Below are 22,155 nucleotides of genomic sequence, written 5' to 3'. Positions count from 1 at the left end.
GCCCCGCGTCGTGGCAGCCCGCAAGCTGCTGCGCCGCGTGGGCCGCGATCGGGCCGGGCGGTTCCTCGTGGAGGGGGCGCAGGCGGTCCGCGAGGCGCTCGCGTACGGGCGGGTCCACGAGCTGTTCGTCACGGCGGCGGCCGCGGCCCGCCACCCCGACCTGGTGGCCGCCGCGGCCGACGCCGGCGCCCGGGTCAGCCCGGTCACCGATCGCGCCGCCGAGTCGCTGTCCGACACGGTCACCCCGCAGGGCCTGGTCGCGGTGTGCGACCTGCTCGACGTCCCCGTCGCCGAGGCGCTGGGGGAGCGGCCCGCGCTCGTGGCCGTCTGCGCCGGCATCGCGGACCCGGGCAACGCCGGCACCGTGATCCGGGTGGCCGACGCCGCAGGCGCCGACGCGGTGCTGCTGGCGGGCGACACCGTCGACCCGCACAACGGCAAGGCCGTGCGGGCGTCCACCGGCAGCGTGTTCCACCTGCCGCTGGCCCGCGACCGCGACGCCGGCGCCGTGCTCGACGCCTGTCGCGCGGCCGGCCTCACCCTGCTCGCCGCCGACGGACGCGGCGAGCTGGACCTGCACGACCCCGCCGCCGATGCCGTCCTCGCCGGTCCCGTCGCGTGGATATTCGGTGGCGAGGCACACGGCGTTCCCGCGACCGTGGCGGAGCGCGCCGACCACTGCGTCCGGGTGCCCATCCACGGGCGCGCGGAGAGCCTCAACCTGGCGACCGCCGCGGCGGTGTGCCTGTACGCGAGTGCCGCGGCACGTCGGCGGCGCCTCGACCCATAGGATCGCCCCACCATGACTGAGAGCACGGACGCGATGAACGCGCTTGATCCTGATGCGTTGAAGGCCGCCGTCGAGGCGGCTGTCGAGGCGTTCGCGGGCGCGTCCGACCTGGCCGCCCTCAACGCCGTCAAGCCGGCCCACCTCGGCGACCGTGCCCCGGTGCTCCTCGCGCGCCGCGAGCTCGGCTCGCTGCCCGGCCCGGAGCGCGCCGACGCGGGCAGGCGCGTCAACGCCGCCCGCCAGCAGGTGCAGGAGGCCTTCGACGCCCGCCGCGAGGTGCTCGTCACGGAGCGGGACGCGCGCGTGCTGGTCGAGGAGACCGTCGACGTCACGCTCCCGTGGGACCGCCACCCCCGCGGCGCCCGCCACGGCATCACCCAGATCGCCGAGCGCATCGCGGACGTGTTCGTGGCGATGGGCTGGGAGGTGGCCGAGGGCCCGGAGGTCGAGTCGTCGTGGCTCAACTTCGACGCGCTGAACTTCGGCAAGGACCACCCGGCCCGCACCATGCAGGACACGTTCTACCTGGGCGACAGCGAGACCTCGGGCATGGTGCTGCGCACCCACACCTCGCCCGTGCAGGTGCGCGCGCTCCTGGAGCGCGAGCTGCCCGTCTACGTCGTCTGCCCCGGCCGCACGTTCCGCACCGACGAGCTCGACGCCACCCACACGCCGGTGTTCCACCAGGTCGAGGGGCTCGCCGTGGACAAGGGCATCACGATGGCCCACCTCAAGGGCACCCTCGACGCGTTCGCCCGCGCGATGTTCGGCAGCGACTCCCGCACCCGCCTGCGGCCCTCGTACTTCCCGTTCACCGAGCCGTCCGCCGAGGTGGACGTGTGGTTCCCGGAGAAGAAGGGCGGCGCGGGCTGGGTCGAGTGGGGCGGCTGCGGCATGGTCAACCCCAACGTGCTGCGCGCCTGCGGCGTCGACCCGGACGTGCACTCCGGGTTCGCGTTCGGCATGGGCCTCGAGCGCACCCTGCAGTTCCGCAACGGCCTGCCCGACATGCGGGACATGGTCGAGGGCGACATCCGGTTCAGCCGCGCCTTCGGCGTGTGATCCCCCTGCACTAGACGGAGAAGACGTGCGGATTCCCCTGTCCTGGCTCGCCGACGACCTCGACGACGTTCCTGCCGATGCCGACGCGGTCGGCGAGGCGTTCGTGCGGGTCGGCCTGGAGCTGGAGGACGTCCACCGGGCCCCCGAGATCACCGGCCCGCTCGTGGTCGGACGCGTCCTGGAGATCGAGGAGCTCACCGGGCTGAAGAAGCCGATCCGGTGGTGCCAGGTCCAGGTCGCGCCCGACCAGGTCAGCGGCATCATCTGCGGCGCGAGCAACTTCGCGGTCGGCGACCTCGTGGTGGTGGCGCTGCCCGGCTCGGTGCTGCCCGGTGGCTTCGCGATCTCGGCGCGCAAGACCTACGGGCACGTCTCCAACGGGATGATCTCCTCGGCCAAGGAGCTGGGGATCGGCCACGACCACGCCGGGATCCTCGTGCTGCCCGAGGACACCGCCCAGCCGGGCGACGAGGCACGCCCGCTCCTGGGCCTGGACGACGCCGTCATCGAGCTGAACGTCACGCCGGACCGCGGCTACTGCTTCTCGGTGCGCGGCCTGGCGCGCGAGCTCGCCGCGAGCCTCGACGCCGACTACGCCGACCCGGCCGCCCGCGTCGAGGTCCCGGCGGCCGACGGCGACGCGTGGCCGGTCGAGCTCGCCGACGCCGCGTGCCCGCGGTTCGTCGCCCGTCGCGTCGACGGCGTCGACCCGGCCGCGCCGGCCCCGTGGTGGATGCAGCGGCGACTGCTGGCCGCGGGGATGCGGCCCATCTCGCTGATCGTCGACGTCACCAACTACGTGATGCTCGAGCTCGGCCAGCCGCTGCACGCCTACGACGCCGCGCGGGTGACCGGCGGGATCGTGGTGCGCCGGGCGCGGGCGGGGGAGAAGCTCACGACGCTCGACGACGTCGAGCGCACCCTTGACCCGGACGACCTGCTCATCACCGACGACTCCGGCCCGATCGGGCTGGCCGGGGTGATGGGCGGCGCGACCACCGAGATCGCCGGGCCCGGCGACACAGTCCCGGGCGGGTCGGGCCGCATCGACGTGCTCATCGAGGCCGCGCACTTCGACCCCGCGGTCATCGCGCGCGCCGCCCGACGGCACAAGCTGCCCAGCGAGGCGTCGCGGCGGTTCGAGCGCATCGTCGACCCGCAGCTCCCGCCGATCGCCGCCGAGCGCGCCGCGCAGCTGCTCGTCGAGCACGGCGGCGGCACGATCGCGGCCGGGCGCACCGACGCCGGCGCGGCGCCCGCCCCGGCGACCGTCCGGATGCCGCTGGAGCTGCCCGACCGCGTGGCCGGCGTGACGTACCCGCCGGGTGCCACCGTGCGCAGGCTCACCCAGGTCGGCTGTGCCGTCGAGCTCGTCACCGGCGAGGACGGGCGCGGCCAGGTGGTGGCCACGCCACCGTCGTGGCGGCCCGACCTGGCGCAGCCCGCCGACCTCGTCGAGGAGGTACTGCGGCTGGAGGGGCTCGACGTGATCCCGTCGGTGCTGCCCGCGGCGCCCGCCGGCACCGGCCTCACCGCCGCGCAGCAGCGCAAGCGGGCGGTGTCGCGCGCGCTCGCCGAGGCGGGGTACGTCGAGGTGCTGCCCTTCCCGTTCGTCGACCCGGCCGCGTGGGACGCGCTCGGCCTGCCCGAGGACGACGTCCGGCGCCGCACCGTGCCCGTGCTCAACCCGCTCGACGCGGAGCGCCCCGCGCTCACCACCACGCTGCTGCCGGGGCTGCTCGACGCGCTCGTGCGCAACCGGGCCCGCGGGTTCGGCGACGTCGAGCTGTACTCGGTGGGGCAGGTCGTCCTGCCGCACGCGCAGCCCGTGCCCATGCCCGACCCCGGGGTCGCCGACCGGCCGTCCGACGCGGAGTACGCGCAGATCAGAGCCGCGCTCCCGGCGCAGCCGGTGCACGTCGCCGCCGTGCTGGCGGGGGACCGCGAGCCGAGCGGCTGGTGGGGCGAGGGCCGCGCGGCGGGCTGGGCCGACGCGATCCAGGCCGCGCGCCTGGTCGCCGCCGCGGCCGGTGTCGAGCTGCGGGTCACCGCGGCCGCGCTCGCCCCGTGGCACCCGGGCCGCTGTGCCGCGCTGCGCGTCGGCGACTGGATCGTGGGGCACGCGGGCGAGCTGCACCCGAAGGCCGTCGAGGCGCTCGGGCTCCCGCCGCGCACCTGCGCGTTCGAGCTGGACCTCGACGCGCTGCCGCTGGTCGAGAACCGGCCGGCCCCGCAGATCTCGGCGTACCCGCCGGTGGCCGTGGACGTCGCCCTGGTCGCCGAGGCGGGCGTGCCCGCGGCCGACCTGGCCGACGCGCTGCAGGACGGCGGCGGCGACCTGCTCGAGGACGTCCGGCTGTTCGACGTCTACAGCGGGGAGCAGGTCGGGGAGGGCAAGCGGTCGCTGGCGTTCAGCCTCCGGTTCCGCGCGCCCGACCGCACGCTGACCAGCGAGGAGGCCAACGCCGCCCGCGACGCGGCCGTGTCCGTGGCCACCGAACGGCACGCGGCGGTGCTGCGCGGCTGACGCCGCCCGTGAGTGGTTACGGGTGCTGGAGCACTCGTTACCACTCACGACCGCCGTCAGGCGGGGAGACGGGACAGGGCGGCCTCGGCCGCTGCGCGCCACGCGTCGTCCGACGGCGTGGCGCCGGAGACGAGGATCGTCACCAGGTACCGCTCGCCGGCGAGCTGCAGTGTTGGCCCGGTGGCGGTGTCGATGACGGCCGCTGCCTCGCCCACGCCCGGCAGCTCGCGGCGCCCGCCGGGTGGGGCGGCCCGCACGTAGTCGGCGGGGGTGCCGGTGCGCACCCCGTAGACGTTCATCATCGCGACGGGTTCGCCGTCCGCGGTCGCGACGCATCCGGAGCTCGTCGACCCGTTCTCCCGCCGGACGGTGCTCTGCTCGGGCGGCCGGACCGGGCGCCCGACGAGCGCCCCGAACTCGGCGGCGTTGAGCAGGCACTCGTCGGGGAGCACGTCGACGTCCAGGCCGCTGCGCGGCCCGGGCGGAGGAGCCGCGGGCGCGCTGCTCGGCGACGGTGTGGCGTCCACGACGACGGGAGGAGCGGGCGCTGCGGTGCCTGGGACCGTGGCGGTGCAGCCCGCGGCCGCGGCCAGCACGACCACGACCGATCCGAGCCATGCGCGACGCACGGCGCGACGGTAGCGGTACGGACCGCATCTCCGAGGCCGTTCCGCACTATTCGGGTGCGCACCGGGGCGGGCGTCGATCACAGCGCGACGACCCGGGTGGAGCCCGCTGATCAAGGCGCTGATGGCGCTCTGCATCGAGACAGTAGAGACGTCAGCGCCTTGATCGACCGTGGTCGGGGCCGGTGAGCACTGCGTCCGGTCAGGCGGAGGCCGTGGCGGCGGCGCGGCGGGCCACCTCGGCACGCACGAGCGGGGCCACCTCGGTGCCCAGCAGCTCGATCGCCCGCAGCGCCTCGCGGTGCGGCACGCTGCCGATCGCGAGCTGGATCAGCGTGCGCCAGTGCCCGAACAGCTCGTGCTGGAAGAGGATCTTCTCGGCCACCTGCTCCGGCGAGCCCACGGCGTAGGCCCCGCGCAGGCCCACCTGGGCGTCGAACGTGCGCCGGTTGGTCGGCCCCCAGCCGCGTTCGCGGCCGATGCGGTTCATCACCTCGGAGTGAGCGGGGTAGTAGACGTCGCCGGCGCGCTGCGAGGTGTCGGCGACGAAGCCGTGCACGTTGAGGCTGAACGGTTGCTCGGCGTGTCCGGCGCGGCCCAGCGCCTCGCGGTACAGCCGGGCCAGCGGTGCGAAGCGTTCCGGCTCGCCGCCGATGATCGCCAGTGCGAGGGGAAGGCCCAGGGTGCCTGCCCGCACCACCGAGTGTGGGTTGCCGCCCACGGCCACCCACACCGGCAGCGGGTCCTGCAGCGGCCGCGGGTGCACCTCCTGGTCCCGCAGCGCTGCCCGGTGTCGGCCCGACCACGTCACGGGCCCGCCGTCCCGCAGCGCCAGCAGCAGGTCGAGCTTCTCGGCGAACAGCTCGTCATAGTCGGCGAGGTCATAGCCGAACAGCGGGAACGACTCGGTGAACGACCCGCGCCCGGCCATGATCTCGGCGCGCCCGCCCGACAGCAGGTCGAGCGTGGCGAACTGCTGGAACACCCGCACCGGCTCGTCCGAGCTGAGCACGGTGACCGCGCTCGTCAGCCGGATGCGGGACGACCGCTCCGCCGCGGCGGCCAGGATGATCGCGGGGGCCGAGGCGCCGTAGTCGGGACGGTGGTGCTCGCCGACGCCGAAGACGTCCAGGCCCACCTCGTCGGCGAGCGCGATCTCCTCCACCACCTCGCGCAGCCGCTGCGCCGGCCCGACGCCGCCCGGATCGAGGCTCACGTCCGCGAACGTGTAGACACCGAGTTCCACGCCGGCCCCAACCAGGGCGATCCGGTGGTCATTCCCCGAGGTGCTTGAGCGCCTCGCGCCGGGACAGCGGCGACAGGCCGGGGCGGGCGGCGACGAACTCCCGCACCCACTCCGGATCGACGCGCGCGTGCTGACGCAGCGCCCACCCGATGCCCTTGCGGAGGAAGAAGTCGGGGTCCCGAGGTTGGCGTCGATGGCCTCGCACAGGAGGTCGAGGTCGGTGGCCGGACCGGAGCCGAGCTGGCAGATCACCGCCGTGCGGCGCAGCCACCGGTCCGGGTCGGTCGCCCACGCCCGCAGCAAGGGGGTGAGCTCCGCCGGGTGCGCCCGCAGCAGGGGTCCGATGCGCCTGCTCGCGATCTCGTCGGTGAAGTCCCACCAGGCCCCGGTGACGATCCAGTGCCGGAACAGCGGCGTCCACGTCGGGTCGGGCCATGTCGCGTACCGCCGGTGACCGACGAGCGACAGGGCCAGGTAGCGCTCCTCGCGGAACTCGGCCCCGTCCCACAGCTCCGCGGCCGCCGCCCGCAGGGCCGCGCCGTCGGGGAGCGCGGGCCCGGCCACCGCGTCGCGGAGCAGCCTCTCGCGGGCCCGGCCACCGCGTCGCGGAGCAGCCTCTCGCGGGCCGGCTTCGCCACGCCCCGGAACGGCATCGCGGACTTCATGTACCGCTGCATTCCCTCGGCCGCCACCGGGTCGGCCAGGACGGCGAGCCCGGCCCGGAGCCGGTCGACGATCGGGTGCACGTGCGCACCGTAGAACCCACCCCCGACATCGGTCGGCGTCCGCGCCCGGAAGATCGCCGCGAGATGCGCGCGTTCGTCGGATGTTCGACGGGTACCGCCATCTGACGGCGATCTTCGGTGTCGTGGTCGTCGTGAGGTGGCGGTTTCTGTGGTGAGGACGACGACAACGGCACTCTCACCGCGATCACGGGCCTCCGAGCACCGCCGCCACCGGCCGATCTCCACGACGAGTCACGGGGCGTCACCCGCGGCGCGGGCCCCCGTCGCCCGCTCGAACCTCCGCGCCCACTCCCGGACGTGGTCGAGCAGTTCGGCCGGCGCCACCACCTCGAAGTCGGCCCCGATCGCGCCGAGGAGCATCGCCGGCCAGTCCAGCGACTCGACGTGCATCCGCAGCACGCACCGGCCGTCGCCGGCGTCCTCGGCGACGCCCCACCGGCCGACCACCCGCTGCACGTGCGCTGCCGCGGCGTGCACGACCACCTCCACGGCGAGCGAGGTGGGGCGGTGGTCCACCCGCTCCCGGACGAACGTGGCGGCGTCCTCGGCGGGCAGCTCCCGCGGGCGGAACCGAGCTCCGGTACGCCGCGGCCCGTCGACGCGGTCGACCCGGAAGCAGCGCCAGTCGTGGCGGAGGAGGTCGTAGGCGACCAGGTACCATCGCCGTCCGAGCGACACGAGCCGCAGCGGCTCCACCAGCCGGTCCGTGCGCTCCCCGCCCGCCGCGGTGTAGCCGAACTCGAGCCGTTCGGTGTCCCGGCACGCCTGCGCGAGCGTCGTGAGCACGGCCGGGTCGGCGGCGGGCGCGCCGCCGCCCCACGCGGACGGCTCCGTCATCGCGTGCAGGGCGTCCACCCGGCGACGCAGCCGAGGCGGCATCACCTGCACGACCTTCGCGAGCGCCCGCACCGAGGACTCCGCGATCCCGGCGACGCCACCCTGCACCGCCGCCTGCAGGCCGACGATGAGGGCGACGGCCTCCTCGTCGTCCAGCACCAAAGGGGGGAGCGCGGCGCCCGGGGCGAGCTGGTAGCCGCCGTCGACGCCACGGCTCGCCTCGACGGGATAGCCGAGCTCGCGCAGCCGGTCGACGTCGCGCCGCAGCGTGCGCACCGAGACGCCGAGCCGGTCCGCCAGCTCCGCGCCGGGCCAGTACCGGTGCGTCTGCAGCAGCGACAGCAGGCGCAGCGTCCGCGAGCTCGTGTTCGCCATACCCCGAATCCTCCGGCAATTCAGGTCAGGAAGTGGCACCTGTCCGCTCTACTGTTCTCTCACCGGACGACGAGGGGATGGGGAACGATGACCACGACGGAGACGTCCGTGACGGGTGAGCGCGCCGACCTGCTGGAGACCCTGGCCGCTCACCGCGGGTTCCTGCGCCACACGGTCCAGGGCATCACCGACGAGCAGGCCCGGCAGCGCACCACGGCGAGCGAGCTGACGCTCGGTGGGCTGATCAAGCACGTCGCCGACACCGAGCGCGGCTGGGTCGACTTCATCCTCACCGGCCCGGATGCGGTGGGCGGGGGCGGCGACTGGAGCGAGGAGATTCCTCCGGAGGTGCTCGCGGAGTGGGAGGCGAAGTTCCGGCTGCTCCCCGACGAGACCCTCGCCGGCGTGCTCGCCGAGTACGACGAGGTCGCGCGGCGCACCGACGAGCTCGTGCGCACCCTCCCGGACCTCGACGCCTCCCAGCCGCTGCCCGAGGCGCCGTGGTTCCCGAAGGGCGCCCGCCGCTCCGCCCGCCGCGTGTTCCTGCACATCGTCGCCGAGACGGCCCAGCACGCCGGGCACGCCGACATCATCCGGGAGTCGCTGGACGGTCAGAAGACCATGGGCTGAGCCCCGAAGGGTGCCCTCGCCCATATCAACTTGCATCAGTTTTCACGCTCCTGCATAGTCATCCACATGGTGCGGGTCGCGGTGGCGGGTGCGAGCGGGTACGCGGGAGGGGAGCTGCTCCGGCTCCTCCTCGCCCATCCCGAGATCGAGATCGGGTCGTTGACGGCAGGCGGGAGCGCGGGCACGCGCCTCGGCGTCCATCAGCCCCACCTGCTCCCGCTCGCCGACCGCGAGCTCGCCGAGACCACCCCGGAGACCCTCGCCGGCCACGACGTCGTCTTCCTCGCCCTGCCGCACGGCCACTCGGCCGAGCTGGCGGCGCAGCTGGGCGACGACACCGTGGTGATCGACTGCGGCGCCGACCACCGGCTCAGCGACGCCGCGGCCTGGGACCGCTGGTACGGCGGCGAGCACGCGGGCCACTGGCCCTACGGCCTGCCCGAGCTGCCCGGCGCGCGCGACGCCCTGCGCGGCGCCCGCCGCGTGGCCGTCCCCGGCTGCTACCCGACGGCCACCAGCCTGGCGCTGTTCCCGGCGCTCGCCGCGGGCCTCGTCGAGCCCGAGGTCGTCGTCACGGCCGTCACCGGCACGTCCGGGGCGGGCAAGTCGCTCAAGCCGCACCTGCTCGGCGCCGAGGTGATGGGCTCATTGTCGGCCTACGGCGTGGGCGGCGTGCACCGCCACACTCCCGAGATCGTGCAGAACCTCTCGGGCGCGGCGGGCACCCCGGTCTCCGTGAGCTTCACACCGGTCCTCGCCCCGCTGCCGCGGGGGATCCTGGCCACCTGCTCCGCCCGGCTCACCGGGGACGGGGCCGACGCGCGCGAGGTCTACGCCAAGACCTACGCCGACGAGCCGTTCGTGCACCTGCTGCCCGAGGGCGCCTGGCCCACCACGGGCGCCACGCTGGGCTCCAACACCGTGCAGCTACAGATCGCCGTCGACCCCGACGCGCGGCGGCTGATCGTCGTCGCCGCGATCGACAACCTCACCAAGGGCACCGCCGGAGGCGCTGTGCAGTGCATGAACCTGGCCCTGGGCCTGCCGGAGACCATCGGCCTGCCGCTGACGGGGGTGGCCCCGTGAGCGAGCCATCGGCGGGGGGCGTGACGGCCCCGCAGGGCTTCCGGGCGGCCGGCGTCGTGGCCGGCATCCGCTCCGGCGAGGGCCCCGACCTCGCGCTCGTCGTCAACGACGGGCCGCAGCACACCGCCGCCGCGGTGTTCACCCGGAACAAGGTGAAGGCCGCGCCCGTGCTGTGGTCGCAGCAGGTGCTCACCACGGGTCGCCTGCGCGCCGTCGTGCTCAACGCGGGCAACGCCAACGCCTGCACCGGCCCGGAGGGCTTCCAGACCACGCACGCCACGGCGGAGCGGGCCGCGGTGGAGCTCGACTGCGGCGCCGTCGAGGTGGCCGTGTGCTCCACCGGGCTGATCGGCGCGCAGCTGCCGCGCGAGGCCGTGCTGGCCGGCGTCTCCGCGGCCGCGGCCGCGCTGGGCGACGACGAGGCCGCCGGCCTGGCCGCCGCCACCGCCGTGATGACCACCGACACCGTCGCCAAGCAGGCCGCGCACACCGATCCGGCCGGCTGGACGATCGGCGGGCTCACCAAGGGCGCCGGGATGATCGCGCCGTCGATGGCCACGATGCTCTCGGTGCTCACCACCGACGCCGTCGTCGACGCCCCCGCCCTAGACGCGGCCCTCAAGGCCGCGGTGCGGGTGAGCTTCGACCGGCTCGACATCGACGGCTCGATGTCCACCAACGACACCGTGCTCGTGCTGGCGTCCGGCGCGTCCGGGGTGGCGGCCGACACCAAGGCCTTCACCGCCGCGCTCACGGCCGTCTGCCAGGACCTCGCCCGCCAGATGCAGGCCGACGCCGAGGGCGTCACCAAGCGGATCACGGTGCGCGTCACCGGGGCGGCCACCGAGGACGAGGCCGTCGTCGTCGCCCGCACCGTGGCCCGCGACAGCCTGGTGAAGACGGCGCTCTTCGGCTCCGACCCGAACTGGGGGCGCGTGGCGGCCGCGGTCGGCTACTCCGACGCCGCGGTCGACCCGGAGAAGCTGGACGTCACGATCAACGGCGTGCTCCTGTGCCGCGGCGGGGCCGTGGCGGGCGACCGCACGGACGCGGACCTGAAGGGCGAGGACGTCCTCGTCGAGATCGCGCTCGGCCTCGGCGACGGCGCGGCCGAGATCCTCACCACCGACCTGTCGCACGCCTACGTGGAGGAGAACAGTGCCTACTCCTCCTGAGAGCAACGCGAGCGAGCGACTGAAGCGCGCGGGCGAGAAGGCCGGCGTGCTCGCCGAGGCGCTGCCGTGGCTGCAGCGCTTCCACGACCGGGTCGTCGTGGTCAAGTACGGCGGCAACGCGATGATCGACGAGGAGCTCAAGCAGGCGTTCGCCCGCGACATGGTGTTCCTGCGGCTCGCCGGCATCCACCCGGTCGTCGTGCACGGCGGGGGCCCGCAGATCAGCGCGATGCTGAACCGGCTCGGGCTGCCCGGGGAGTTCCGCGGCGGGCTGCGCGTCACCACCCCGGAGACGATCGACGTCATCCGGATGGTGCTGGTCGGGCAGGTCGGCCGCGAGCTCGTCGGGCTGATCAACCAGCACGGCCCGTACGCGGTGGGCCTGTCCGGCGAGGACGCGCACCTGTTCACCGCGGAGAAGCGGACGGCGCTCGTGGGCGGCGAAGAGGTCGACATCGGACTCGTCGGCGACGTCGTGCACGTCAACCCGGACGCGGTGCTCGACATCGTCCGCGCGGGCCGCATCCCGGTGGTCGCCGGTGTGGCCCCGGACGTCGGCGGCACGGTCTACAACATCAACGCCGACAGCGCCGCCGCCGCGCTCGCTGCCGCCCTGGACGCCGCGAAGCTCGTGGTGCTCACCGACGTCGAGGGGCTCTACGCGAACTACCCCGACCCCGAGTCGATCATCACGGCGCTCACGGCCGACGAGCTGGAGCCCATGCTGCCCACGCTGGAGAGCGGGATGGCGCCGAAGATGGAGGCCTGCCTGCGGGCGGTGCGCGGCGGGGTCGGCCAGGCACATGTGATCGACGGGCGGGTGCCGCACTCGGTGCTGCTCGAGGTCTTCACCTCCGAGGGAGTCGGAACGATGGTGGTCGCGTGAACGCCTATCAGGAGCGGTGGCAGGCGTCGCTCATGAACAACTACGGCACCCCGCCGCTCACGCTGGTGCGCGGCGAGGGCGCCGAGGTCTGGGACGCCGACGGCCGCCGCTACCTCGACCTGGTGGGCGGGATCGCGGTCAACGCGCTGGGCCACGCGCACCCCGCCGTGGTCGAGGCCGTCACCACCCAGCTGCAGACGCTGGGGCACACCTCGAACCTCTACATCACCGAGCCGCCCGTCGCCCTGGCCGAGAAGCTCACCGAGCTGCTCGACGTCGGTGCGGCGAAGGTGTTGTTCTGCAACTCCGGCACCGAGGCCAACGAGGCGGCCTTCAAGATCGCCCGGCGCACCGGCCGCCCGCAGATCATCGCGGCCGAGAACGCCTTCCACGGACGCACGATGGGCGCGCTCGCGCTCACCGGGCAGGCGCCCAAGCGCACGCCGTTCGAGCCGATGACGCCCGGCGTCACGCACGTGCCCTACGGCGACGTCGCCGCGCTGGACGCCGCCGTCGGCCCGGACACCGCCGCGGTGTTCCTGGAGCCGATCCTCGGCGAGGCGGGCGCGGTCAACCCGCCCGAGGGCTACCTCGAGGCGGCGCGCGAGATCACGGCCGCCCGCGGGGCCCTGCTGGTGCTCGACGAGGTGCAGACCGGCATCGGCCGGACCGGCACGTGGTTCGCCTTCCAGCAGACCGGTGTCGTCCCGGACGTGGTGACGCTCGCGAAGGGCCTCGGCGGCGGTCTCCCGATCGGCGCCTGCATCGGCATCGGCGCGGCCGGGGCGCTGCTCGAACCGGGCCACCACGGCACGACGTTCGGTGGCAACCCGGTGTGCTGCGCTGCCGCGCTCGCGGTGCTGCGCACGATCGCCGCCGACGGGCTGCTCGAGCACGTGAACCTGGTCGGCAAGACGCTCGCCGCCGGCATCGAGGAGCTCGGTCACCCGCTCGTCCGCGACGTGAGCGGCGCGGGCCTGCTGATCGGCGTCGGCCTGCGCAAGCCCGTCTCGGCCGCGGTGGCCGCCGCGGCGCGCGACGCCGGAATCCTGATCAACAACGCGGTGCCGGACCGGGTGCGGCTCGTCCCACCGCTGGTGGTCACCGACGAGCAGGCGCGGGAGTTCCTCGCGGCGTTCCCGAGCTTCCTGGACGCGGGGGACACCGATGACTAGGCACCTCCTGCGGGACGACGACCTCACCCCCGACGAGCAGCGGGAGGTCCTCGACCTCGCCGACGCGATGAAGGCCGACCGCTTCGGCCACCGCCCGCTCGCCGGGCCGCAGAACGGGCCCCGGTCCGTGGCGGTGCTGTTCGACAAGGCGTCCACGCGCACGCGGATCTCGTTCGAGGTCGGGATCTCGCAGCTCGGCGGCACCCCGCTGATCGTCGACGCGCAGGCGAGCCAGCTCGGCCGAGGCGAGACGATCGGCGACACGGCGCGCGTGCTGTCCCGGTTCGTCGACGCGATCGTGTGGCGCACCGGCGACCAGTCGCGCGTCGAGGAGATGGCGGCCGCCGCCGGCGTCCCGGTGGTCAACGCGCTCACCGACCAGTTCCACCCCTGCCAGGTGCTCGCCGACCTGCAGACGATCCGCGAGCGGTTCGGCCGCCTCGCCGGGCTCACGCTCACCTACCTCGGCGACGGCGCCAACAACATGGCCCACTCGCTGCTGCTCGGCGGCGCCACGGCCGGGATGCACGTCCGGGTGTGCGCGCCCGCGGGCTTCACCCCGGACAACGCCGTGCTGCGCGACGCCAAGAACCGCGCGTCCGACACCGGCGGGGGCGTCGAGCTGATCGCCGACTCGCAGGCGGCCGTCGACGGCGCCGACGTCGTCGTCACCGACACCTGGGTGTCGATGGGGCAGGAGGCCGACGGGCTCGACCGCACCGCACCGTTCCGCCCGCTGCAGGTCAACGCGGCGCTGCTGGAGCGCGCCGCACCGGGCGCGATCGTGCTGCACTGCCTGCCCGCCCACCGGGGCGACGAGATCACCGACGAGGTGCTCGACGGCCCGGCCAGCGCGGTCTGGGACGAGGCGGAGAACCGGCTGCACGCGCAGAAGGCGCTGTTGACGTGGCTCCTGAACCGATGAGACGGCGACGATGACGGCTGCGTCCAGGGCGTCGCGCCAGGCACGGATCGTCGAGCTGATCAGCAGGCGGCAGATCCGCAGCCAGACCGAGCTGCTGGGGCTGCTGGAGGCCGAGGGGATCGGCACCACGCAGGCCACGCTCTCGCGTGATCTCGACGAGCTGGGCGCGGTGAAGCTCCGCGGCGTCGACGGTGGTGCGCCCGTCTACGTGATCCCGGACGACGGCAGCCCGGTGCGCGGGATCGAGGGCGGCACCGCCCGCCTGGCCCGCCTGCTGGGGGACCTGCTCGTGTCCGCGGACGCGAGTGGGAACCTGGCCGTGCTGCGCACTCCTCCGGGCGGCGCGCACTACCTGGCCAGCGCGCTGGACCGCGCAGCCCTGCACGACGTCGTGGGCACCATCGCCGGCGACGACACCTTGATGGTGGTCGCCCGCGAGCCGCTCACCGGCGCCGAGCTCGTGGCCCGCCTGGAAGCGCTGACGCGCCTGTGAGCGGAAAGAGGTGCTGTAGCACTCGTTTCCACTCACGGGTCCGACGAAGGAGGACATGGAAATGACGGACCGGGTCGTACTGGCCTACTCAGGGGGGCTGGACACCTCGGTAGGGATCGGGTGGATCGCCGAGGAGACCGGGGCCGAGGTGGTGGCCGTCGCCGTCGACGTCGGCCAGGGTGGCGAGGACCTCGAGGAGATCCGCAAGCGGGCGCTCGCGTGCGGCGCGGTGGAGGCCGTGGTGGCCGACGCTCGCGACGAGTACGCCGAGCAGTTCTGCCTGCCCGCGCTGCAGGCCGACGCGCTCTACATGGACCGTTACCCGCTGGTTTCGGCGCTGTCGCGGCCGCTGATCGTGAAGCACCTGGTGGAGGCCGCGAAGTACCACGGCGCGTCCACGGTGGCGCACGGCTGCACGGGCAAGGGCAACGACCAGGTGCGCTTCGAGGTCGGCATCCAGGCGCTCGCGCCGGACCTGGACGTGATCGCCCCGGTCCGGGACTTCGCGTGGACCCGCGAGAAGGCGATCGTGTACGCCGAGGAGCGCAACCTCCCGATCGACGTCACGAAGAAGTCGCCGTTCTCGATCGACCAGAACGTGTGGGGCCGCGCGGTCGAGACCGGGTTCCTCGAGGACCTGTGGAACGCCCCCACCGAGGACGTGTACTCCTACACGCAGGACCCGCAGCAGTTCCAGCCGCCCGACGAGCTGGTGATCCGCTTCGAGAAGGGCGTGCCCGTCGCGATCGACGGCGAGCCCGTCACGATGCTGCAGGCCATCCAGCTGCTCAACGCGCGGGCCGGCAAGCACGGCGTCGGGCGGCTCGACATGGTCGAGGACCGGCTGGTCGGCATCAAGAGCCGTGAGGTCTACGAGGCGCCGGGCGCGATCGCGCTGATCACTGCCCACCAGGAGCTGGAGAACGTCACCGTCGAGCGCGACCTGGCCCGGTTCAAGCGGCAGGCGAGCCAGCGGTGGACCGAGCTGGTCTACGACGGGCTGTGGTACTCGCCGCTCAAGCGGGCGCTCGACGCGTTCATCGCGGAGTCGCAGCAGCACGTGACCGGCGAGATCCGGATGGAGCTGGCCGGCGGGCGGGCCACGGTCACGGGCCGGCGCTCGGAGTCGTCGCTCTACGACTTCAACCTCGCCACCTACGACGAGGGCGACATGTTCGACCAGAGCCTCGCCAAGGGCTTCGTGCAGCTGTGGGGCCTGCCGAGCAAGATCGCGGCGCGGCGGGAGCTCAAGGCGTGAGCGAGCGCAGCGAGCGAACCATCAGACACAGCGTATCCGCGAAGCGGTCGGCCGAGCGCAGCGAGGCCGGACGATGAGTTCGAACCTCTGGGGCGGCCGGTTCGCGTCCGGCCCGGCCGACGCGCTGGCCGCGCTGTCCAAGTCCACGCACTTCGACTGGCGGCTGGCGCCGTACGACCTGCGCGGCTCGAAGGCCCACGCCCGCGTCCTGCACGGGGCGGGGCTGCTCACCGACGCCGAGCTCGCCGGGATGCTCGACGCGCTGAGCAAGCTCGAGGCCGACGTGGCGTCGGGCGCGTTCGGGCCCGCCCCCGACGACGAGGACGTGCACTCCGCGCTGGAGCGCGGCCTCATCGAGCGGGCCGGCCCGGAGCTGGGCGGCAAGCTGCGGGCCGGGCGCTCGCGCAACGACCAGGTCGCCACGCTGTTCCGGATGTGGCTGCGGGACGCGGCCCGCCGGGTCGGCGCGGGCGTCCTGGACGTCGTCGACGCCCTCGTCGCGCAGGCGGAGGCGCACCCGGACGCCGCGATGCCCGGCCGCACGCACCTGCAGCACGCCCAGCCCGTGCTGCTCGCCCACCACCTGGCCGCGCACGCGCACGCGCTGCTGCGCGACGTCGACCGGCTGCGCGACTGGGACCGCCGCGCCGCGGTCTCGCCGTACGGGTCGGGGGCGCTGGCGGGCTCGTCGCTCGGGCTCGACCCGGACGCGGTCGCCGCCGAGCTGGGCTTCGACTCGGCGGCGGAGAACTCGATCGACGGCACCGCGTCGCGCGACTTCGCCGCCGAGGCGGCGTTCGTGCTCGCGATGATCGCCGTGGACGTGTCCCGGATCGCCGAGGAGGTGATCGTCTGGGCCACGGCGGAGTTCTCCTACGTCACGCTCGACGACGCCTTCTCCACCGGCAGCTCGATCATGCCGCAGAAGAAGAACCCCGACGTCGCGGAGCTCGCGCGCGGCAAGGCGGGCCGGCTGATCGGGAACCTCTCGGGGCTGCTGGCCACCCTGAAGGGCCTGCCGCTGGCCTACAACCGCGACCTGCAGGAGGACAAGGAGCCGCTGTTCGACTCGGTCGAGCAGCTGGAGCTGCTGCTGCCCGCGGTCGCCGGGATGGTCGCCACGCTCACGTTCCACACGCAGCGGCTGGCCGAGCTCGCGCCCGCGGGCTTCACCCTCGCCACCGACGTGGCCGAGTGGCTCGTGCGGGCGGGGGTGCCCTTCCGGGTCGCGCACGAGGCCGCAGGTGGCTGCGTGCGCGCGGCCGAGGCGCGGGGCGTCGGGCTCGACGAGCTGACCGACGCGGAGCTGGCCGCCGTCCACCCGGCACTGACCCCGGCGGTGCGCGAGGTGCTCACCGTGGGAGGCTCGATCGGATCGCGCGACGCGCGGGGCGGCACCGCCGGGCCGCGCGTCGCCGAACAGCTCGCCGGGCTGCACACCGCCGTCCGCGACGCCCGCAACGCCATCGGAGGACCTGCAGCATGACCTCGCCAGCCGACACCGGCCGGCCCAGCCTGGAGTCCGCGCGTGCCGACTACGCCGCGCTCGTCGAGCAGAAGATGAAGCTCGACCTCACCCGCGGCAAGCCCGCGAGCGCCCAGCTGGACCTGTCCACCGCGATGCTGAGCATGCCGGGCGAGGACTTCCTCGCCGCCGACGGCACGGACACCCGCAACTACCAGGGCCTGCAGGGGCTCCCGGAGCTGCGGGAGATCTTCGCCGAGGAGCTGCAGGTGCCGCTTCCGCAGCTCGTCGCGTTCGGCAACTCCAGCCTGGAGCTCATGCACGACACGCTCGTGCATGCGTTGCTGAGCAAGGTCCCGGGTGCCAGGCGGCGGTGGGTCGACGAGGAGAAGATCGTCTTCCTGTGCCCGGTGCCGGGCTACGACCGGCACTTCGCCTTGTCCGAGCGCCTCGGCATCGAGATGGTCCCCGTCCCGATGACCGACGAGGGCCCGGACATGGACGTCGTCGAGCAGCTCGTCGCCGCCGACCCAACCATCAAGGGCATCTGGTGCGTGCCGAAGTACTCCAACCCGACCGGCACGGTCTACTCGGACGAGACCGTGCGCAGGCTGGCCGCGATGACCACGGCCGCCCCCGACTTCCGGATCATGTGGGACAACGCCTACGCGGTGCACCACCTCACCGACCGTGAGGTGCAGATCGCGAGCATCCTCTCGCAATGCGCGGCCGAGGGGCACCCGGACCGGGCGTTCGTCTTCGGGTCCACCTCGAAGATCACCCTCGCCGGCGCGGGCGTGGCGTTCTTCGGCTCCTCGCCGGCGAACGTCGCCTGGTGGCTGGCGCTCACGGGCAAGCGCACGATCGGGCCGGACAAGACCAACCACCTGCGGCACGCCCGCTTCCTGGGCGACGCCGAGGGGCTGCGCGAGCACATGCGGCGCCACCGCGAGCTGATCGCGCCGAAGTTCGCCGCGGTCGACGAGGTGCTCACGAAGAACTTCGCCGACGTGCCCGGCGTGTCGTGGTCGCGCCCGGAGGGCGGGTACTTCGTCACGCTGACCGTGCCCGAGGGCACCGCCACCGAGGTGGTGCGGTTGGCGAAGGAGGCCGGGATCGCGCTGACGCCCGCCGGGGCCACCCACCCGTACGGGGAGGACCCGCAGGACGCCACGATCCGGCTCGCGCCGACGTTCCCCGAGCTCCCCGAGGTGGAGAAGGCGATGGAGGCCGTGGCGGTGTGCGTGCGGCTGGCGCTGGCGGAGCGCGCGGCATCCCAGCTGTGAGCGAGCTCCTCGCCCGCGAGGAGCTCGCCGGTGACGTGCTCGCCGCGGCCGTCCGCCTGCTCGGGTGCACGGTCGTGGCGGACACGCCGGACGGAAGCGTGGCGGCGCGGCTCGTGGAGGTCGAGGCCTACCGTGGCGCCGACGACCCGGCGTCGCACAGCTTCCGCGGCCGCACCGCCCGCAACTCGGTGATGTTCGGGCCGGCCGGGCACCTGTACGTCTACTTCGTGTACGGGATGCACTTCTGCGTCAACATCACGTGCCTGGTCGACGGTGTGGCGGGCGCCGTGCTGCTGCGCGCCGGCGAGGTGGTGTCGGACCTGGGCGTCGCGCGCGCCCGCCGTCCCACGGCCCGCCGCGACGTCGACCTGGCGCGCGGGCCCGCCCGGTTGGCCGGCCTGCTCGGGTTGCAGCGGGAGCACAACGGGCTCGACGTCACGGACCCGGCATCGCCGGTGCGCCTGCTGGCCGGGGAGCCGGTCGACCCGGCGCTGGTCCGGACCGGGCCTCGGGTCGGGGTGGCGGCCGCCCACGAAAGACCGTGGCGGTACTGGCTCGACGGCTCGCTTGCGGTGAGCCCGTACCGGCCGGGCCGGGGCGCACCTGCGCGGAGCAATAGCTAAGGCTAGCCTCAGCCAATGCGTCTTCGTTTCCTCCCTCGAGCCGCCGCAGCCCTGCTCGCGGCCGCTGTCCTGCTCACCGCCTGTGGCGGGGGAGCCGAACCGGCCGAGGCGCCGGCACCCGCGGCGGGCGACGGCCCGTTCCCGGTTTCGGTCGAGCACCAGTACGGCACCACCGTCGTCCCGGAGGAACCGCAGCGGGTGATCTCGCTCGGCTACACAGACCAGGACGCGATCCTGGCGCTTGGTGTCGTGCCGGTGGCGATCCGGGAGTTCACCGGGAACCAGCCGTCCGCGACCTGGCCGTGGGCGCAGGACGAGCTGCAGGGGCAGCAGCCGCAGGTGCTCTCCGGGGAGATCAACCCGGAGATGCTGGCGGCGCTTCGGCCCGACCTGATCGTGGCGGTGTCGGCCGGGCTGACGCGCGAGCAGTACGACACCTACTCCCAGATCGCGCCGACGGTCAGCCAGCCCGCCGGTTTCGTCGACTACGGCACGCCCTGGCAGGACGCCACCCGGCTGATCGGTGCCGCGCTGGGCCGGGCGGACCGGGCCGAGCAGCTCGTCACCGATCTCGAGGCCCGGTTCGCGGCCGTGCGCGAAGAGCACCCGGAGTTCGCCGGCACACCCGCCGTGGTCGCGGCGGTCAGCGCGGCCGGTCCCGGCACCTACTACGTGTGGAGTTCCCAGGACGGGCGGGGGCGCTTCCTCACGTCGCTCGGGTTCGAGATCCCGCAGCGGTTCGACGAGCTGGCGGGCGAGAGCTTCTACGCCGAGCTGAGCATCGAACAGCTCGGGCTGCTGGACGAGGCGCAGCTGGTGGCGTGGATCCCGTTCCCGGGTGCGGAGAACTCCGCGCTGGAGCAGCAGCCCGGTTACTCCACCCTGCGCGTCGCGCAGGAGGGCCGGGTGGTGAACCTCACCGACGAGCAGGCCGCGGCCCTGTCCTTCAGCACGGTGCTGAGCCTGCCGTCGGTCCTGGACACGCTGCCCGATCAGTTCGCGGAGGCCCTGCCGGAGTAGACGCGCCGACCCCCGCTCCCTGCCGGCAAGGTGGCAATACCGTCACCGGGTGGCAGCATCGCCACCTTGCCGGCGCGGCGCGTGAGGGTGGCGGCAAACCACTGGTGCGCCTGCGGGAGGATTGGCCCGTGGGCACGGACATCCTCGACGAGCTGGAGTGGCGTGGCCTGATCGCGCAGAGCACCGACCGCGACGCGTTGCGGCGTGATCTTGCCGACGGGGTGCTCACGCTCTACTGCGGGTTCGACCCCACCGCCCCCAGCCTCCACGCCGGCAATCTGGTGCCCCTGCTCACGCTCGCGCGGTTCCAGCGGGCCGGCGCCCGGCCGATCGTCCTCGCCGGTGGCGCCACCGGGATGATCGGCGACCCGCGGGACGTGGGGGAGCGCACGCTCAACAGCCTCGACGTCGTCGGCGAGTGGGCCGGGCGGATCCGCGGGCAGCTGGAGCGGTTCGTGGAGTTCGACGACTCCGCGACCGGCGCGCTCGTCGTCAACAACCTCGACTGGACCGGCGGCCAGTCCGTGCTCGAGTTCCTCCGCGACACCGGCAAGCACTTCTCGATCAACGTGATGCTCGGGCGGGAGACGGTCAGGCGCCGGCTCGAGTCCGACGGGATGTCGTACACGGAGTTCAGCTACCTGCTGCTGCAGAGCCAGGACTACCTGCACCTGTTCCGCAGGCACGGCTGCCGGCTCCAGATCGGCGGCTCCGACCAGTGGGGCAACATCGTCGGTGGGGTCGAACTGGTGCGCCGCGTCGAGGGCGCCACCGTGCACGCGATGACCACTCCGCTCGTCACCGACAGCGAGGGTCGCAAGTTCGGCAAGTCCACCGGGGGCGGCAGCATCTGGCTCGACCCGGAGATGACCTCGCCGTACGCCTGGTACCAGTACTTCCTCAACGTCGCGGACGCCGACGTCGGCCGTTACCTGCGGCTGTTCACGTTCCTGTCCCGCGAGGAGATCGAGGAGCTGGAGAAGGCGCACGCCGAGCGGCCGCAGGCGCGGGCCGCGCAGCGCAGGCTCGCCGAGGAGCTCACCACGATCGTCCACGGCAGACATCACACCGAGCAGGTGGTGGCCGCGAGCGCGGCCCTGTTCGGCCGGGGCGAGTTGCGCGATCTCGACGCCGGCACGCTCGGCGCCGCGCTGGCCGAGGTGCCGACCGCCGAGGTCGCACTCGCCGACCGGCCGACGATCGTCGACCTGCTCGTGGCCACCGGCCTCACCGAGAGCAAGGGCGCCGCACGCCGTGCCGTCGCCGAGGGCGGTGCGTACGTGAACAACGCCAAGGTGCCCGATGAGGCCTGGGTGCCGGAGGAGCGTGACCTCCTCGCCGGCGGGTGGCTCGTCGTGCGCCGCGGCAAGCGCAACCTGGCCGGCGCGCGCCTGCAGCGGGCCTGACGCCTCGCAGGGCTGTGACCTGAGGGAACGCGAAAAGGGACCCCCCGGTTGCAGCCCCTCCGACAGGGGTGTGTAACTTTCTCCTCGTCGCCACGGCGGGCAGCACGACAGACCGGGACGAAGTTCTTCGGCCCAGAGTCAGCCCGCGGATCGAGGTGGCCGCCCCGGAAGGCCCGCACCGCAAGGTGTAGCCTGACGGATGTGGGCCTGGCGGAGCTTGACTCCGCGAACAGGACCATGTAGCTTAGGAGAGTTGCCGGAGACGGTGACTCCCCCCGGAAAGGCCCGAACCGCAAGGTTTAGCCTGAAGGGAGTGGGCCTGGCGGAGTTCAGCTCCGCGAGCAGGACTGACAATGCAAATCCACAGCCCCGGATGCGGTATAACAGCCGCGGATGGTGTGCGGGTGTCTTTTGAGAACTCAACAGTGTGTCGAGCTTTATCACGAACGTGGTTTTATGCCAGTTTGTATTTTGCCGAGCCCCGTCTCGGCATTTTGTTGGGCCAGTTTTTGTTGGAG

19 protein-coding genes and 1 pseudogene are annotated in these 22,155 nt (G+C 73.6%); 16 read left to right on the top strand and 4 right to left on the bottom strand.

Features of this window, described 5'->3' with window-relative positions; translation table 11 throughout:
- From KME75_RS26020 to pheT, 3 genes are all read left to right on the top strand, one after another.
- On the top strand, positions 1-790 hold a 790-nt coding region (locus KME75_RS26020), incomplete at its 5' end, for a TrmH family RNA methyltransferase (RefSeq protein WP_246632848.1).
- A 12-nt stretch (positions 791-802) separates the two neighbouring features.
- Positions 803-1,852, top strand: a complete 1,050-nt coding sequence (gene pheS, locus KME75_RS26015; RefSeq protein ID WP_219417506.1) for a phenylalanine--tRNA ligase subunit alpha — start codon at positions 803-805, stop codon at positions 1,850-1,852.
- Positions 1,853-1,877: 25 nt separating this feature from the next.
- Positions 1,878-4,379, top strand: coding sequence for a phenylalanine--tRNA ligase subunit beta (gene pheT / locus KME75_RS26010; RefSeq protein WP_219417505.1), 2,502 nt, complete (start codon positions 1,878-1,880; stop codon positions 4,377-4,379).
- A 56-nt stretch (positions 4,380-4,435) separates the two neighbouring features.
- On the opposite strand, the gene KME75_RS26005 is transcribed toward pheT, so the two are convergent.
- The 4 genes and pseudogenes from KME75_RS26005 to KME75_RS25990 all read right to left on the bottom strand — a co-directional run bounded on the left by KME75_RS26005 (position 4,436) and on the right by KME75_RS25990 (position 8,209).
- Positions 4,436-5,008 (bottom strand): hypothetical protein, encoded by a 573-nt coding sequence (locus KME75_RS26005; protein ID WP_219417504.1) that lies wholly within the window; start codon positions 5,006-5,008, stop codon positions 4,436-4,438.
- Between the two features lie 199 nt (positions 5,009-5,207).
- Positions 5,208-6,221, bottom strand: a complete 1,014-nt coding sequence (locus tag KME75_RS26000) for an Atu2307/SP_0267 family LLM class monooxygenase (protein WP_372452661.1) — start codon at positions 6,219-6,221, stop codon at positions 5,208-5,210.
- 58 nt (positions 6,222-6,279) lie between these two features.
- A pseudogene (locus tag KME75_RS25995) lies at positions 6,280-6,815 on the bottom strand (DNA alkylation repair protein).
- Between the two features lie 413 nt (positions 6,816-7,228).
- On the bottom strand, positions 7,229-8,209 hold the full coding sequence (locus KME75_RS25990; protein WP_219417502.1) for a helix-turn-helix transcriptional regulator: 981 nt from the start codon (positions 8,207-8,209) through the stop codon (positions 7,229-7,231).
- A gap of 87 nt (positions 8,210-8,296) precedes the next feature.
- Between KME75_RS25990 and KME75_RS25985 the strand changes: the two genes are divergently transcribed.
- From KME75_RS25985 to tyrS, 13 genes are all read left to right on the top strand, one after another.
- On the top strand, positions 8,297-8,839 hold the full coding sequence (locus tag KME75_RS25985; protein WP_219417501.1) for a DinB family protein: 543 nt from the start codon (positions 8,297-8,299) through the stop codon (positions 8,837-8,839).
- Positions 8,840-8,905: 66 nt separating this feature from the next.
- Positions 8,906-9,925, top strand: a complete 1,020-nt coding sequence (gene argC, locus KME75_RS25980; RefSeq protein ID WP_219417500.1) for an N-acetyl-gamma-glutamyl-phosphate reductase — start codon at positions 8,906-8,908, stop codon at positions 9,923-9,925.
- On the top strand, positions 9,922-11,100 hold the full coding sequence (argJ, locus tag KME75_RS25975) for a bifunctional glutamate N-acetyltransferase/amino-acid acetyltransferase ArgJ (RefSeq protein ID WP_308283081.1): 1,179 nt from the start codon (positions 9,922-9,924) through the stop codon (positions 11,098-11,100). Before argC ends, argJ begins: the two co-directional genes overlap by 4 nt.
- Positions 11,084-11,986, top strand: a complete 903-nt coding sequence (gene argB, locus KME75_RS25970; protein ID WP_219417499.1) for an acetylglutamate kinase — start codon at positions 11,084-11,086, stop codon at positions 11,984-11,986. The genes argJ and argB overlap by 17 nt, the downstream gene beginning before the upstream one ends.
- Positions 11,983-13,161, top strand: a complete 1,179-nt coding sequence (locus KME75_RS25965) for an acetylornithine transaminase (protein WP_219417498.1) — start codon at positions 11,983-11,985, stop codon at positions 13,159-13,161. Before argB ends, KME75_RS25965 begins: the two co-directional genes overlap by 4 nt.
- Positions 13,154-14,086: an ornithine carbamoyltransferase gene (gene argF / locus KME75_RS25960; RefSeq protein WP_219417497.1), complete on the top strand. Its 933-nt coding sequence runs from the start codon at positions 13,154-13,156 to the stop codon at positions 14,084-14,086. Before KME75_RS25965 ends, argF begins: the two co-directional genes overlap by 8 nt.
- 10 nt (positions 14,087-14,096) lie before the next feature.
- On the top strand, positions 14,097-14,579 hold the full coding sequence (locus tag KME75_RS25955) for an arginine repressor (protein WP_219417496.1): 483 nt from the start codon (positions 14,097-14,099) through the stop codon (positions 14,577-14,579).
- A gap of 61 nt (positions 14,580-14,640) precedes the next feature.
- Positions 14,641-15,837, top strand: coding sequence for an argininosuccinate synthase (locus tag KME75_RS25950; RefSeq protein WP_219417507.1), 1,197 nt, complete (start codon positions 14,641-14,643; stop codon positions 15,835-15,837).
- A gap of 73 nt (positions 15,838-15,910) precedes the next feature.
- Complete coding sequence (argH, locus tag KME75_RS25945) at positions 15,911-17,323, top strand: argininosuccinate lyase (protein ID WP_219417495.1); 1,413 nt, start codon at positions 15,911-15,913, stop codon at positions 17,321-17,323.
- Positions 17,320-18,588 carry an aspartate aminotransferase type Ic gene (locus KME75_RS25940; protein ID WP_219417494.1) on the top strand — a complete coding sequence of 423 codons (1,269 nt, stop codon included), beginning with the start codon at positions 17,320-17,322 and terminating at the stop codon, positions 18,586-18,588. The genes argH and KME75_RS25940 overlap by 4 nt, the downstream gene beginning before the upstream one ends.
- On the top strand, positions 18,585-19,211 hold the full coding sequence (locus KME75_RS25935; RefSeq protein WP_219417493.1) for a DNA-3-methyladenine glycosylase: 627 nt from the start codon (positions 18,585-18,587) through the stop codon (positions 19,209-19,211). Before KME75_RS25940 ends, KME75_RS25935 begins: the two co-directional genes overlap by 4 nt.
- A gap of 15 nt (positions 19,212-19,226) precedes the next feature.
- Positions 19,227-20,231: an iron-siderophore ABC transporter substrate-binding protein gene (locus KME75_RS25930; RefSeq protein WP_219417492.1), complete on the top strand. Its 1,005-nt coding sequence runs from the start codon at positions 19,227-19,229 to the stop codon at positions 20,229-20,231.
- Positions 20,232-20,359: 128 nt separating this feature from the next.
- Positions 20,360-21,637 carry a tyrosine--tRNA ligase gene (tyrS, locus tag KME75_RS25925; protein ID WP_219417491.1) on the top strand — a complete coding sequence of 426 codons (1,278 nt, stop codon included), beginning with the start codon at positions 20,360-20,362 and terminating at the stop codon, positions 21,635-21,637.
- Positions 21,638-22,155: the final 518 nt, after the last annotated feature.

The sequence above is a fragment of the Pseudonocardia nigra genome, assembly GCF_019396355.1.
In the GTDB taxonomy this organism is placed as follows: domain Bacteria; phylum Actinomycetota; class Actinomycetes; order Mycobacteriales; family Pseudonocardiaceae; genus Pseudonocardia; species Pseudonocardia nigra.
This window is presented reverse-complemented; position numbering and strand designations above follow the sequence as displayed.